Annotated in this window: 16 protein-coding genes; 10 read left to right on the top strand and 6 right to left on the bottom strand. The window is 40.4% G+C overall.

The genetic code is table 11. From position 1 onward, the window contains the following. Positions 1-200 precede the first annotated feature (200 nt). Positions 201-1,040 carry a 23S rRNA (adenine(2030)-N(6))-methyltransferase RlmJ gene (gene rlmJ / locus KG708_RS12870; protein WP_213610356.1) on the bottom strand — a complete coding sequence of 280 codons (840 nt, stop codon included), beginning with the start codon at positions 1,038-1,040 and terminating at the stop codon, positions 201-203. A gap of 238 nt (positions 1,041-1,278) precedes the next feature. On the opposite strand from rlmJ, the gene KG708_RS12865 reads away from it, so the two are divergent. The 9 genes from KG708_RS12865 to KG708_RS12825 all read left to right on the top strand — a co-directional run bounded on the left by KG708_RS12865 (position 1,279) and on the right by KG708_RS12825 (position 8,516). After that, positions 1,279-1,509, top strand: a complete 231-nt coding sequence (locus KG708_RS12865) for a DUF904 domain-containing protein (protein WP_213610354.1) — start codon at positions 1,279-1,281, stop codon at positions 1,507-1,509. Next, entirely contained in the window at positions 1,509-1,814 is a 306-nt protein-coding gene (locus KG708_RS12860) for a cell division protein ZapA (protein ID WP_213610353.1), read from the top strand. Before KG708_RS12865 ends, KG708_RS12860 begins: the two co-directional genes overlap by 1 nt. A gap of 45 nt (positions 1,815-1,859) precedes the next feature. After that, the gene (locus tag KG708_RS12855; RefSeq protein WP_213610352.1) at positions 1,860-2,879 is read left to right on the top strand and encodes an MBL fold metallo-hydrolase; all 1,020 of its coding nucleotides are present in this window, start codon (positions 1,860-1,862) and stop codon (positions 2,877-2,879) included. Between the two features lie 56 nt (positions 2,880-2,935). After that, positions 2,936-4,384, top strand: a complete 1,449-nt coding sequence (locus KG708_RS12850; RefSeq protein WP_213610351.1) for a transglycosylase SLT domain-containing protein — start codon at positions 2,936-2,938, stop codon at positions 4,382-4,384. A gap of 65 nt (positions 4,385-4,449) precedes the next feature. Continuing rightward, a complete protein-coding gene (locus KG708_RS12845; protein WP_213610350.1) occupies positions 4,450-4,938 on the top strand; it encodes a peptidylprolyl isomerase in 489 nt (162 codons plus the stop codon). Positions 4,939-4,959: 21 nt separating this feature from the next. Beyond that, a complete protein-coding gene (locus KG708_RS12840) occupies positions 4,960-5,688 on the top strand; it encodes an SDR family oxidoreductase (RefSeq protein ID WP_213610349.1) in 729 nt (242 codons plus the stop codon). Further along, on the top strand, positions 5,685-6,527 hold the full coding sequence (locus KG708_RS12835) for an amidohydrolase family protein (protein WP_213610348.1): 843 nt from the start codon (positions 5,685-5,687) through the stop codon (positions 6,525-6,527). Before KG708_RS12840 ends, KG708_RS12835 begins: the two co-directional genes overlap by 4 nt. Positions 6,528-6,663: 136 nt before the next feature. Then, the gene (locus KG708_RS12830) at positions 6,664-8,130 is read left to right on the top strand and encodes a S41 family peptidase (RefSeq protein WP_301003428.1); all 1,467 of its coding nucleotides are present in this window, start codon (positions 6,664-6,666) and stop codon (positions 8,128-8,130) included. Next, positions 8,127-8,516, top strand: a complete 390-nt coding sequence (locus KG708_RS12825; RefSeq protein WP_301003427.1) for a hypothetical protein — start codon at positions 8,127-8,129, stop codon at positions 8,514-8,516. The genes KG708_RS12830 and KG708_RS12825 overlap by 4 nt, the downstream gene beginning before the upstream one ends. A 34-nt stretch (positions 8,517-8,550) precedes the next feature. Here the strand turns inward: KG708_RS12825 and KG708_RS12820 are convergent, their stop codons facing one another. From KG708_RS12820 to KG708_RS12805, 4 genes are all read right to left on the bottom strand, one after another. After that, on the bottom strand, positions 8,551-9,726 hold the full coding sequence (locus tag KG708_RS12820; protein ID WP_213610344.1) for a mandelate racemase/muconate lactonizing enzyme family protein: 1,176 nt from the start codon (positions 9,724-9,726) through the stop codon (positions 8,551-8,553). A gap of 27 nt (positions 9,727-9,753) precedes the next feature. Beyond that, positions 9,754-10,521, bottom strand: coding sequence for a class II aldolase/adducin family protein (locus tag KG708_RS12815; protein WP_213610342.1), 768 nt, complete (start codon positions 10,519-10,521; stop codon positions 9,754-9,756). 134 nt (positions 10,522-10,655) lie between these two features. Next, complete coding sequence (locus KG708_RS12810; RefSeq protein ID WP_213610341.1) at positions 10,656-10,979, bottom strand: c-type cytochrome; 324 nt, start codon at positions 10,977-10,979, stop codon at positions 10,656-10,658. Between the two features lie 172 nt (positions 10,980-11,151). Beyond that, positions 11,152-11,691 carry a DUF2058 domain-containing protein gene (locus KG708_RS12805; RefSeq protein WP_213610340.1) on the bottom strand — a complete coding sequence of 180 codons (540 nt, stop codon included), beginning with the start codon at positions 11,689-11,691 and terminating at the stop codon, positions 11,152-11,154. Between the two features lie 194 nt (positions 11,692-11,885). On the opposite strand from KG708_RS12805, the gene KG708_RS12800 reads away from it, so the two are divergent. Continuing rightward, on the top strand, positions 11,886-13,034 hold the full coding sequence (locus KG708_RS12800; RefSeq protein ID WP_213610339.1) for an MFS transporter: 1,149 nt from the start codon (positions 11,886-11,888) through the stop codon (positions 13,032-13,034). Here KG708_RS12800 and KG708_RS12795 read toward each other — a convergent pair. Then, positions 13,001-13,501 carry a prolyl-tRNA synthetase associated domain-containing protein gene (locus KG708_RS12795; RefSeq protein WP_213610338.1) on the bottom strand — a complete coding sequence of 167 codons (501 nt, stop codon included), beginning with the start codon at positions 13,499-13,501 and terminating at the stop codon, positions 13,001-13,003. The genes KG708_RS12800 and KG708_RS12795 overlap by 34 nt on opposite strands. Between the last annotated feature and the right edge of the window lies 1 nt (position 13,502).

The following is a 13,502-nucleotide window of genomic DNA, read 5'->3' as shown; positions in this document are numbered from 1 at the left end:
ATTCCCCATAAATAGGCGATAACGCAGCATCAATGCCAAACAGGCGCTGCCCGAAGGGTTCTGCCTAAGGGCGATTTACTCTTTGTTCCTCGGTTTTTACTTAGCCCACTAGGTTACAAACCTCGCGCCGCGATTAAACCGCCCCTAGTTTGAACAAATTTTAATCCGCAAAGGTCAACAGACCCTAGGCTTATTTATTTTTATTCGGCAACTAACTGTTCGCTGCGATAAAAGCCAGTAGGCTTGCTCAACAAGCTCACTAGTTCAGGCAACACGTCATCCATTGCCTGTTTTAATTTCCAGGGTGGGTTAATCACTATCATTCCAGAGGCAGTCATACCATGTACATCAGTGTCAGCTTCGGTTGCTAATTCGAATAATTGAATGTTTCTAATTCCCGAATCTATTAAGCCCTGCTCCATATTATCAATACGTTCTCTATCTACAACCGGATACCAGATCATGTATGTCCCCGTCGCAAAGCGTTGATGCGCTTTAACAATGGTTTGTAGCACCGTATTGTAATCGTCTTTTATTTCATATGGCGGATCGATTAATACACAGGCTCTGCGTGAAGCCGGCGGTAACAAGCCAATTAAGCCCGCAAATCCATTTTCGCCGCGTACACGAATAGAACGCCTACCTTGCATGTTTTCTTCAAGTAAGACTAAATCTCGCGGATGCAGCTCAAAAAACCACCCCTTATCTTGACGGCGTAAAAAGTGTTCCGCTATTTTTGGAGAGCCTGGGTAAAACGCCAGTGATGCGCTCTCATTAAATAATTTTATTAACTCAATATACTCATTTAAAGCGCTATATTGACTCGTATGTTGCCACAGTTTTTCAATGCCATCTTGATACTCTTGCGTTTTTTGCGCATCTGGGGCGGCAAGTTCAAAAAAACCAGCACCAGAATGCGTGTCTATATAGTCAAGCGGTTTATCTTTAATTGTTTGGTAACCCAACACCTGCGCAAGCACTAAATGTTTAAGTACATCGGCAGGATTACCTGCGTGAAATGAGTGTCTGTAACTAAGCATTATTTATATTCGCCATACGCTATTTAATAAAATTAGTGAACCATAAGCACACTGCCTTGACAACCGATAGCAGCAAAAGCGGGTGTTTACGTGAACAATTTCTGAATGAAAAAGCCAATAGCATGAATTATCCCTTAACATAGAATAAAAATCACCTAAAACCAGCGTAAATGCTGGCAAATAAGCACACTTTGCTTTACATTTGCATGACATTAATTACAGTTTTATGAGCGCATTTATGAACAACAACACTCTTCAACAACTCGAACAACTGATCGATCAACTAATTACTCATAATAATCAGTTAAAAGCTGATATTTCAGAGCTTAAAGAGCAAAATAGCAAATTACTTGATGAAAATGAGCTATTACAGCTAGAGGCACTTGAAAATGAAGAAAAGCAAAAAGATGCAAGCACAACATTATCTTCACTACTAGATAAGCTTCAAAGCGCACAACAGGCAAGCTAATGTCTGAGCTGCAAAACCAGCGAGTCACTGTTGAATTGCTTGGTAAAGAGCAGCAATTTGCTTGTCCTGATGGACAAGAAGAGGCACTAAAAGCGGCCGCTAAAAATCTAAATGATTTAGTTGAAAAAATGAAACAACGCTCAACGGTCAGAAACGATTATAAAGCATTACTTATGGCTGCGTTGAACTTAAGCCACGAATTGCTTGAAGCAAAAACTCAAAAATCAGTTGAACTTGAACATCAAGATCAACTGATTGATAAGCTGAGTCAGTACTTAAGCTCGAACCCTGAGCACACTAAATAAAAGCGCATTTTGCGCTTTTATTGTTTTTATCGCCCAGAGAAAAAGATGCAATTATTTTTAAATAAAGCGCAAAAAATAGGTAAGTGCTTACTGCCTTTAATCGGCCTATTTATACATACAAAAAGCAATGCAGCAGTTGAGTGGCAATCGTTATCAGCTAATATTCAATTTATCCAGCAGCCAGATAGGTTACGTTTTTACGACTCTAATCAAGTGTTAATTCAGGGCAGTGAATGTGCCTTACTGGTAGATGCCAGTGGTAACTTTGCAGCAGTAGAGCAACTGGTTACCGAACTAAAACAACAGCTAAAGACGCCTTTATGTTACTTGGTTGCAACTCATTTTCATGACGATCACTTGCTGGGCATGGCGGTTATGCAGCATGACTTCCCAGACGCAAAACTGATTACTCACCAACAAGTCGCTAACGATTTTTCGCGTTATCAGCAAGCATTAGCAGACAAGCTAGAGGGGTTCGAGAAAAGCATTGAACTGAGCTATCAACGATTGGCTACCTTACCCGATGCTGAGCAAGCCCAATGGCGAGAAAAGCTTACCCTTGCTAAAAAACGCTTATTTCGTTGGCAAAACTATCGACTAACCCCACCCAAAATCAGTATTAGTGAACCTAAAACGTTAGATTTAGGTGGTTATAAACTCACTATAAACCCGCATCAGGCACATACCAATGGCGACTTAACATTACTTGCCGACAAGGGTAAAACCTTAATTGGTGGAGATATCATTGACTGGCTACCCTACCCTGGGCATGGCGAGCTGAAGCAATGGCAAAGTTTATTAAAAAAATATATAAATAATAATGCGCTGTCACTTTTTATTCCTGGCCATGGCGATTTAGTCGATAAAGTTAAGCTAAAACAATCACTCACGTTTTTAGAAGCAATTACGGAGCATGCTAAAAATAATCCTGAAGCCAGTATTGAGCAATTACAAAAAAGCTTTCCACGTGAGGCACTAAAACCTTATCAACAAGAACCACTTGATATAAAATCAAGCCACTTATTTTTGCAATCGGGATTACTTCGCGCTAAAAACAGTCAATAATTGAACACAATGGATTGTGTTAAAATATGGAAATATATTTTTTAAAAAGGAATAAAATGCGTTACTTGATCTTATGCTTTGCCATTGTATTGCTATGCAGCTGTAAAACCATCCAGCCAGAGATCATTGCGCCTGCAGTTCCCACACCCGTAGAGTCAAAACCGGCATTATCAAACACGCCGACCTCTAAAAACACTTACAAAGTCATTAATAAAAAAGCCACACCCAAAGCCCCTGAAATGGCTCAACCTACAGAGTTATGGGCACATATCGCTAACAACTTACATTTACCTGTTGAGCAAAATCAGGCGTTAAAAAAACGCATTAACTGGTATTTAAAACAGCCTAATTATTTAAAAATAGTATCTCGGCGTGCAGAGCCTTTTTTATATCATATCGTAAAAAAAGTTGAGCAAAAGCGCCTGCCGATGGAGCTCACCTTGTTACCGTTTGTAGAAAGTGGTTTTAGGCCTACCGCGCGCTCAAGCGAACACGCTGTGGGTGTATGGCAACTCGTTGCAGCAACCGCACATCATTTTGGGGTTAAATCAGATCCATGGTACGACGGACGCCAGGATGTATTAGCCTCAACCGATGCGGCACTTGATTATTTAAGCTATTTACATAAACGTTTTGATGGTAATTGGCTACATGCACTTGCGGCCTATAATACCGGTGAAGGCCGAGTTAAGCGCGCTATAAAACGCAACCAAAAACGAGGTAAATCAACTGACTTTTGGGCGCTAACGCTACCTAAAGAAACCGCAGATTATGTACCTAAACTGTTGGCATTGAGCTATTTAGTGAAACACCCTAAGGCAAATTTTAAACGGCCAAAGCTTCCTTATAAAGCACTGACTACCTCGCTAAATGTGGCAAAACAGTTTGACTTTTCAGTTATGGCCAAGCTCTCTGGTATTGGCGTTAAACAGCTACATTCACTCAATAGAGGTTACTTAAAAAATCAGAGCTCTCCTAATGGGCCGCACACTTTGTTACTGCCAATAGAGCAGCAAGCCTTACTAAAAAACCGATTGTTCAAAGCAAACTTTTCAGGCGAATACATCGTTAAAAAAAATGACACTTTGTACGGTATTGCCAAGAACTTTGGCTTGCCTTTAAAAGTATTAAAACAGCTTAATAATAAGCAAAATAACTTTATTGGTGTTGGTGAAAAACTTATTTTAGGAGAGCCAAAAACGCTGCCTGAGTCGCTCACTATTAACTATAAAATAAGCCCTTATCTAGAACAAAAAGCGTCAGTGACCCCAACCATTGAAGTGGGTTATCACGTAAAACCCGGTGACAACCTGTGGAATATAAGTCAGCTATACGGCGTTGCTCATAGCGACTTAGCGCGTTGGAATAAATTATCGGCCTCAAGCGTATTAAAACCTGGTACTCAGTTAGTTTTATTTATCCCTCAAGCGGCTACGCCAAAAACTACACCGGATAAAAAAGACCTGTTACTCGACTTACAAAATACATTAAATCATCCACGTTAAGTTTCTAAAGCGCAGTATTTCGCGTAAAATTGCTTTTAATTCATTTAAAACTCAAAGAGACAAGCATGCAAATCAGTAAAAATTCGGCCGTTGAATTTCATTACACCCTTAGCGAAGCGGGTGAACAAATAGAAAGCAGCCTAAATGACGCGCCATTAAGTTATATTCACGGCAGCGAAGGCATGCTTACAGGTTTAGAAACCGCACTTGAAGGTAAAACTGCTGGTGATAAATTTAGCGTTACGTTATCTCCAAGTGAATCATACGGTGAGCGTGTTGATGACTTAATTCAGCGCATTCCCCTTAAGCACCTTCAAGGTAATGTAAAAGTATGGAAACCAGGCATGACTGCCATGGTGCAATCAAACCAAGGTCGCCACCAAGTTACCATTGTAAAAGTAGGCCGCTTTAATGCCGATTGTGATTTAAACCACCCATTTGCTGGTAAAACACTGACCTTTAATGTTGAGGTTGTCTCAGTTCGTGAAGCCACAAACGAAGAGATTTCTCACGGCCATGTTCATGCTGAAGGTGGTTGCGGCCACGCACATTAATTGCTAATTAGAGGAACAAGTATGTCAAAAGTTGCAATAGTAACGGGTGGTTCTAAGGGTATTGGCTTTGCTGTGGTAAAGCGATTATTAGCAAGCGGCTATCAGGTTCATAACTTAGATATAGAACCCAGTGAATGTGGTGTTTTTCATCAATGTGATGTTAGCAATGTAACTGCAGTACGCCAGTGTATACAGGCTATTATTGAAAAAATACAACGAATTGATGTACTTGTTTCAAACGCTGGCAAGCACTTAAGTGCCACAATTGAGCAAACCGACGAACAGACATTAGATGCGTTAATGGCTCTTAATGTTAAAGGTGCATACGCAGCTATACAAAGCGTATTGCCCGCCATGAAAGCACAGCAAGATGGCGCTATTGTGTTAATTGCCTCAGATCAGGCCATTATTGGCAAACAAAACTCATTTGCTTATAACCTGACTAAACATGCATTAGCTTCAATGGCTAAAACCACCGCCTTAGATTACGCAAGCTTTAATATTCGCGCTAATGCCGTGTGCCCTGGCACCATAGAAACGCCGTTATTTCATAATGCGATTGATGCATACTGCAAAAAAAGTGGCGCAAATAAAGCAGATATTGTTGCCGAAGAAGCCGCTTTACAACCACTTAATCGTTTAGGCCAAGCCGATGAAATTGCTGCACTGGTAAACTTTTTAGTAAGTCCAGACGCCAGCTTTATTACCGGCAGTTTGCAACGCATTGATGGCGGCTACACAGCGCAATGAGTACTAAAATTATTGACCCACATGTACACTTTTTTAATTTGCAGAAGGGGCAATATACCTGGCTGCAAGGTGCTAACCCACCCGCATGGCCAAATTTAGAGACGATTAAAGCCTATATAACCGCAGCTCAACTACAACAACAAACACAGTTTGAACTTGCCGGGCTTGTGCATATTGAAGCAGGCTATGATAATCAAAAACCAATCAAAGAGTTGCATTGGTTGGCTGAACATTTAGCGGGGCAAAATTATAAAGCCATCAGCTTTGCACATATTGATAATCATCCTGCGGATTTTGATGCTGCCATTATTGCGTTATCACACCCAAGCTTAGTTGGGATTAGAGATATAACAGAAGGCACTGACATAATGCGCTTATGTAATAGTTATTGCCTAGAAAACTTAGCGTTATTAAGCAGTCAGCAGTTAGTTTTTGAAGCTCAATTTGCAATTGAAAATCTAGCAATTACCCAGCAAATGATAACTTATTGCCGCCAGCTTCCACATTTGCAGGTCGTTATAAATCATATTGGCCTACCTAATTGCTTACCCAATTGGCAACAGGGTATAAGCCAATTAGCGCAAATAACCAATTGTAGGATCAAGTTTTCAGGGTTTGAATTATTTTCTGATCTAGTTAAAACCCAGCAAAAACAGTGCTTTGATTTTATTATTAAGCACTTTGGTATACAACGAGTAATGTTTGCAAGCAACTTTCCTGTATGCCAAATAAATGCAAGCTATCAGCAATGCTGGCAAAGCTACTTGCAACTATGTAACGATGATAACATGTGGTCACAACTTAGCTACAAAAACGCTCAGGATTGCTATCAAGTTTAATTAAAACCCGCTATATTTAGTCTATGTTGTATAAAAATATAATATCAATATGGCTACTTCATCAACAAAAAAATTTGCGTTAAGACTTACTAGTTTCTCCTTTCTAGCTATACTCGCCGGCTGTGGCGGCAGCTCAATGACCGATAATACCCCAGAGAACGGAAAAAGTATCAATTGGACTCAAGGTGTATTTCAACCCTCCAGTAACTTTTATCAACAATGCCAAGCATTAAACGAAAAGCACTGGTTACGCTCTTGGAGCAACGAAACGTATTTATGGTATGATGAAATAATTGATCGCGACCCTGCAAAAACAACCGGTGTTATCAATTACTTTGATCTTTTAAAAACTGAGCAACTTACAGATTCAGGTGCTAAGAAAGATAATTTTCATTCCAACCTACCAACTGAACAATGGAAAGCACAGAGTCAGTCAGGAGTGAGTTTTGGTTATGGCTTTAAAATAAAGCTGCTTAGTCCCAGTGCACCTCGTCAGGCAATAATTAGCGATACAGAGTCTGATACTCCTGCCAGTAACTTTGGTTTAAGCCGCGGTTATGAGCTGTTAGAAGTTGATGGCATCGATTTTATAAACGCTAATTCGCAAGCTGAAGTAGACACTATTAATGCCGGTTTATTTCCTCGTGAAAATGGTAAACAAACTCAGTTTGTATTTCGTGATATAAACACTGGTGATGTATTTGATGTAACGTTTACATCGCAAAGTATTTCCGCTCAACCGGTAAAAAAACTGACAACTTTTGCCAATGGTGAAGTAGGTTATTTTTTATTTAATAGCCATAATGCTGTAGCTGAAAAGCAACTTTTCGATACCTTTAATAACTTAGTAGCCAGCGAAGTGAAAGAGCTAATAATAGATATGCGCTACAATGGTGGTGGTTTTTTACAAATGGCCAGTCAGGTGGCCTATATGGTTGCAGGACGTACTAATACTCAAGGTAAAATATTCGAGCAAACGATTTTTAACGACCAACACCCTAATTTTAACCCTATTACAGGGGAGCGCTTAAAGCCACTGCTATTTACTGATGAATTTGTCGGTTTTGCAGATAACCCAGCTTTAACGCCGGGTACCCCTCTACCAAGCTTAAATCTAGATCGGGTTTTTGTATTAACCACAGATAATACCTGTTCAGCAAGTGAAGCTGTTATTAATGGCTTACGCGGCGCTGAAGTAGAGGTAATACAAATTGGTGGTAATACCTGCGGTAAGCCTTACGGTTTTTACCCAGCTGATAATTGCGGTACTACCTATTTCACCATTCAGTTTACCGGTGTAAATAATAAAGGCTTTGGTGAATACTCGGATGGTTTTGCACCAAAAAATAGTACTCAAAGTGAATTTCAACCTGTGATGATTCCAGGCTGCGCTGTGGCAGATGACTTTACTCATAAACTTGGTGATCCAAACGAGGCCATGCTTGCCGCGGCGCTTAATTATCGAAGTACAGGCCTGTGCCCTACAGCATCCTCAACTATCGGGAAACAAGGCTTTGTGCCAGCTTTAACTAATGATTCAGCACATATAGAAGATGATAGGGCTAATAATATATTTAATAATAATCGGATTTTAGGCCAATGAAAAACCGTAGCCTCTATCAGCAATTAATGTGTATTAGTCTCTTATGGCTGCTAGTAGCTTGTAATGCTCCAAATTCAGAATTAACACCGAAACTACAACATGCTTTACTCACTGAGCCACAAAGCGAACTCATCGCTCAGGGACTTGCGCGGTTGATGCATAGTGATGCGATTGCTGTAGACAATGATGTATTTATGCAGCGGAGCCTTTTAGTGACTGATGCAATGGAGCAGCGGGATGGACATGGTAACCCAATTATGGGCAAGCAACTCAATAGACCCGATCGCTTTGAGTTGCTAATCAAAAAAAATCTGTGTTTTTTACGCCATTTAGATAGTAAAGCCACTGAACCACTACCCAATGTGAAATGCAAATTAAACCAATAAAAAGCCCTTTTGGGCTTTTTATTGGTCTTCATTACTATTTTATCTCAACGCGTTGTGAGCGCATGACAATGTCATCATTAAGTTCAATTCCCAAACCTGGCTCTTCTGATACTTCAAAAAAGCCATTTTTAGGTTGTGGATCTTGTAAGCATAGCTCTCTATTCCACTTTTTAATCGCATAAGTATGATGCTCGTGAATTAAAAAGTTAGGGATTGCGGTCTCTAAATGCAATGATGCTGCAGTTGCAACCGGCCCACCACATACGTGCGCCTGAATACGCACATCAAAAATATCAGCGTAATCGCATACTTTTTTAGTTTCGGTAAAGCCACCACATAAGCCGATGTCTGGCTGCAGTACGTCAATACTTTGATCTTCTAGATACGGGCGCACACCCCAACGATTATACAAGCGCTCGCCGCCTGCAATAGGCACAGCCACTTTGTCAGCCACTTTTGCATGTAGAGAGTGATTTAAATAATTCACTGGCTCTTCAAAATACATACAATCGAATTCTTCTGCAATTTCACCAATTTGAATTGCCGATGTCGCGCCTGGTAAGCTATGACACTCAAAAATAATATCCACTTCGTCACCCACTGCTTCGCGGATAGCTTGCATGCGTGCGCGGTATAGCTTCATCTCTGGGCGAGAAATGATGTTGGTACGATCGTAATAGGTGTTGCCGTCTTTATCATATTGAATTGGATCGACCTTTACCGCATCATAGCCTTCAGCAATCGCTTTAAGTGCCGCTTCTGCATATTCTTGTGGCTGCACCAAGGCTTTAAATTCACTGTCCCAATCAAACTGTAGCTGTGATGCATAAGTACGTAATTTGTCGTTAACTTTGCCGCCAAGCAATTGGTAAACCGGTAAACCCAATGCTTTACCTTTTATATCCCAAAGCGCTGTATCAATCGCACTCATTGCTGCATAAACCACAGGTCCACCACCTAACCCCCAAAAACTTTCGCGCAACATACGCGACCACAGCTTTTCAGTTTGAAACGGGTCATGGCCAATCAAAAAGGCGTCGGCCATTTCTTTAATCATTGCCGCTGCAGCACTGTGTCCTAGGTCGTACGCAAGGCCTGCTTCACCCACACCGCTAATACCTTCATCGGTATGAATTCGAACAAATACCGGCGTCCATGCAGGACGATCAGGGCAATGAATATCAAAAACCTCAACGCGATTTACTTTCATAAAAATTCCTTATTAACCTTCAGTGGGTTATTTTGCAAAACTAGGATCAAGACGATACGCTTTTCGTAACATGGCAGGCCATGCTAATTGCCCCCCCGTACTGCCGCTGTGAACAACGTTCGCTTGGTTATAAATGTTATCAATAATAGCTTGAGGCACAGCAATCGCTTCTTGCGCACTTGATTGAATGGCTAACTGTATTTCACATGCACGCTGAAGGTCATAAAAGTGCATAAACGCATCGCCTACTGTAGACCCAACAGTCAAGCCTCCATGGTTCACTAATAACATATGGTTGGTAGTGCCTAAATCTGTTTGCAGGCGTTTACGTTCATCGTCATTTACCGCCAAACCTTCATAGCCATGGTAAGACAAAGACGGCAATGAAAACATTGCATACTGACTTAGCGGTAACAGCCCTTCTTTTTGTGTTGCAACCGCAATGGTTTCTTTGGTGTGCAGGTGTATAACACAATGTGCATCCTCACGTACTTCGTGAATGGCACTGTGAATAGTGAATCCTGCAGGGTTAATATTAAAGGGTGTATCGTCAATAATGCGGCCATTTAAATCTACTTTGACTAAGTTAGATGCAGTGATCTCATCAAACGTTAAACCAAAGGCATTCACTAAATAATGATCAGTGCCCGGTAGGCGAGCAGAAAGGTGCGTATAAATTAAATCCCCCCAGCGAAAATGGTCAACTAATCGATAACATGCGGCTAAATCAACACGTAGTTGCCACTCTTGTTCTGATACTTTATTTTTTAAATCGAACTGGGGTAAATCAAACATAACAAGCCTTTTAAAACACAGCATAGCGCTAGTGATTGTAGATGTTTAGAAGTCTAAATTAGTATTAGCATGATGGCAATCACCAAATAAAAAAGCCACACAAAGGTGTGGCTCTTTTTAATTTGCATTCGCGATTATTGTACTTTTGATAGGTAATCGGCAATCGCTTCAAATTCTTCATCTGTTACAGTGGCGGTCATCGCTTTCATTGCCATAGACATACCGTTATTACGCGCGCCTGACTTGATGTCTTTCATTTGCGCTACTAAATATTCTTTGTTTTGACCATTTAGTTTAGGGTACATCGCCATAATAGGTGCTTTACCTTCTGCACCATGACATGTTTGACAATTTTTAGCTGTGTACAGTGCCGCGCCATCTGCAGCAACTGCTGAAAATGAAAAACTTGCGGCTAAACTAATACCCGCGCCTAATAAAAGTATTTTTATCTTGCTCATTGTATTTACTCTTCTTTTTTCGGTTAAAAAAACGGTTGTGATTATTGTAGTCAATAAATCTTTAAAAAGCATACGTCCTTGGTAAGGTTTGACGATCAATCAGAACAAATACGTGTATCCCTCATAAAACAAATACTAGCTTGCCTTAGCTGAGCAGATACTTAATAACACCTTACCAAATAAGATCGTCTGGTACTTCAAAATCAGCGTACGGATCGTCCTCGTCCTTGGCTTTGTTCTCAGGTTCGACATGAAACACAATATACTTTTCATCAACCTCAGCCACTTTGCGTGCAGGCTCGTCTTCTAATACGTAAAACTGACCTTCTAATACACAAATAGCTAAACGCCCGCCAGATAACGATTTTTGTGTTTGTTCATTCACATCAAGTCCTTTCACTTTATTTTCATAAGTGAAGTTAAAGGTGCGCTCACCGCGAATCGACTCTTGATTATGATGCTCTAAAATTTGCTTAACACGAGCAACTTGCTCGCGTTGCTTAAGCTCTTCTTGACGCGCTTTATTAAGTTCTTCTGCTTTTTGTTGCTGCTCTAGCTTGGTTTGCTGAATATGCTTTTGCAAATCGTTCGGGTTGCTCGTCGCTCCCTTCTTTTGCTTTTTCTGTTGTTTGCGCTTTTCTGTTTTAGCAACTTTAGCTTTGTGTGATGTTGTTAAACCAGCTTGGAGCAATTGCTCTTGTAGTGACCCCATGGCGTGTTCCTACTAAAAACGAATATTAATGTTATTTTAATCACCAACGAGCGTAAATAACAGCGCTATCGGTATTAATCTAACAAACTCCTGAAAACAAAGCATGATTTAGCGCAATAAAGATTAATTTATGAAACCCCTGTTAGTTTTACATATAATGCGACATAACTATTAAGCGATATAAATGGTAGCTAATGCGTTTTCCTCATTTACTCATATGTTCTGTTTTTATTTTTTTTGTTTTATACGCACCACAGCCATTATTAAGTTTATTTGCTAGTGAATTTAATGTTACCCCCGCTGTTGCAGGCAGCTTAATGACAGCCACTATGTTGCCTCTAGCTATTGCTCCTTTGGTGTACGGGCTATTTTTAGCTAAGCGAAACCCGTTACTAATATTACGCATTGCGATGTTGTTTCTCGGCATCAGTTGTTTATTATTTATTTATGCACCTAGCTTTGAGTTACTGTTACTCGTTCGATTTTTGCAAGGGCTGACTTTGCCTGCCGCATTGACCGCCATGACCAGCTTTATTGGTATGAACTATCAAGCCGATACCTTGCAAAAAAAGATGACGCTTTACATAGGCAGTACCATTGTTGGTGGCTATTTGGGTCGAGTATTGGCTGCGCTCTTTAGTGATGTTTGGTCGTGGCAGAGTTTTTATTACCTAATAGCTACTATGCTGATAATTCTAGCATTAAGTATTCCCCATAAACGCTTTAATCGCACTAAATCAACCGAGGCTTTATCGCCGATAGATTATATTAAACAACTTAAAAAAGGTTCTGCAATTAAACTTTATGGAGCCATATTTTGTATGTTTTTTTGTTTTGCCGCACTATTAAACTACTTGCCCTTTATTTTAAAAAATACCTTTTTAATTAATAACACGCGCGATATTGGTATTGTTTATAGTGGTTATTTAATTGGCGCTTTAGCTTCTTTTTTCACCCCATGGTTATTAAAAAAGGTAACCTCTGCATGGCGTTTACTTATCGCTGCATTCGTCGTTTACAACCTAAGTATTGGGCTATTGATGAGTCATTCTCTGTTGTTGTTTTTAATTGCATTTACGCTATTTTGTGGCGCTATGTTTGTCATTCATTCCACAGCGGCCCCACTGGTTAATAAAATCAGTCACGCACCGCCAAGCGTTACCAATGGGTGCTATGTATCATTTTATTACAGCGGCGGTGCACTAGGCTCATTATTACCAGGGGTGATTTATCAACACTATGGACAAACCGAATTTATGGCAACATTACTGGCGGTTTGCTTGTGTGGACTAGCCCTAATTATGTGGGCTCAGCACGATGGCAAAAACATCACCCGTGGCTGATGCTCTGTAAAATCAAAAAAGCGCAGTAAATCAGGCTTAGTTAATAGCCATGTTTGAGTGTTTTCAAACGGATGGCAATGGAATAACTCACCAAACCAAATATCTTGGTCAAGCCAGAGCGTTACATCGCATTGCTTATCGTTCATTAAGCTGAGCATAGACACACACCCTGGCGCCACTTTAAGATACTTAGCTAAACGCTCATTAGAGGCAAACCCCAAGCGCGATAACCCTTGTTGCTTAGAGAGCAATTTTAAGTCGAGCTGTTTATCGTGGGCGGTGATCACTAAAAAGTGACGTTTACCTTCGTTGTCACGCAAAAATAGGTTTTTTAAACGTGTTCCAGGGCGATTCACCATCAGTTCATCGGCGTCTAAACTACTATGTAGCGCCGGATGCTCTATTACGTCATACTCTATATTTAGCTGGGTTAACACTGCCGCTAGTTTTTCTTTATCCGCCAACATA

This window comes from Pseudoalteromonas sp. (assembly GCF_018402495.1).
GTDB lineage: Bacteria > Pseudomonadota > Gammaproteobacteria > Enterobacterales > Alteromonadaceae > Pseudoalteromonas.
Note: the sequence above shows the minus strand (reverse complement) of the source record. Positions and strands in the feature narration are given on the sequence as shown.

Coding starts and splice junctions, on each gene's coding strand:
- KG708_RS12860 (WP_213610353.1), top strand. CDS start 1,509: ATGTCTGAGCTGCAAAACCAGCGAGTCACTGTTGAATTGCTTGGTAAA.
- KG708_RS12850 (WP_213610351.1), top strand. CDS start 2,936: ATGCGTTACTTGATCTTATGCTTTGCCATTGTATTGCTATGCAGCTGT.
- KG708_RS12840 (WP_213610349.1), top strand. CDS start 4,960: ATGTCAAAAGTTGCAATAGTAACGGGTGGTTCTAAGGGTATTGGCTTT.
- KG708_RS12855 (WP_213610352.1), top strand. CDS start 1,860: ATGCAATTATTTTTAAATAAAGCGCAAAAAATAGGTAAGTGCTTACTG.
- KG708_RS12835 (WP_213610348.1), top strand. CDS start 5,685: ATGAGTACTAAAATTATTGACCCACATGTACACTTTTTTAATTTGCAG.
- KG708_RS12795 (WP_213610338.1), bottom strand. CDS start 13,501: ATGTTGGCGGATAAAGAAAAACTAGCGGCAGTGTTAACCCAGCTAAAT.
- KG708_RS12825 (WP_301003427.1), top strand. CDS start 8,127: ATGAAAAACCGTAGCCTCTATCAGCAATTAATGTGTATTAGTCTCTTA.
- KG708_RS12830 (WP_301003428.1), top strand. CDS start 6,664: ATGACCGATAATACCCCAGAGAACGGAAAAAGTATCAATTGGACTCAA.
- KG708_RS12845 (WP_213610350.1), top strand. CDS start 4,450: ATGCAAATCAGTAAAAATTCGGCCGTTGAATTTCATTACACCCTTAGC.
- KG708_RS12820 (WP_213610344.1), bottom strand. CDS start 9,726: ATGAAAGTAAATCGCGTTGAGGTTTTTGATATTCATTGCCCTGATCGT.
- KG708_RS12815 (WP_213610342.1), bottom strand. CDS start 10,521: ATGTTTGATTTACCCCAGTTCGATTTAAAAAATAAAGTATCAGAACAA.
- KG708_RS12805 (WP_213610340.1), bottom strand. CDS start 11,691: ATGGGGTCACTACAAGAGCAATTGCTCCAAGCTGGTTTAACAACATCA.
- KG708_RS12800 (WP_213610339.1), top strand. CDS start 11,886: ATGCGTTTTCCTCATTTACTCATATGTTCTGTTTTTATTTTTTTTGTT.
- KG708_RS12810 (WP_213610341.1), bottom strand. CDS start 10,979: ATGAGCAAGATAAAAATACTTTTATTAGGCGCGGGTATTAGTTTAGCC.
- rlmJ (WP_213610356.1), bottom strand. CDS start 1,040: ATGCTTAGTTACAGACACTCATTTCACGCAGGTAATCCTGCCGATGTA.
- KG708_RS12865 (WP_213610354.1), top strand. CDS start 1,279: ATGAACAACAACACTCTTCAACAACTCGAACAACTGATCGATCAACTA.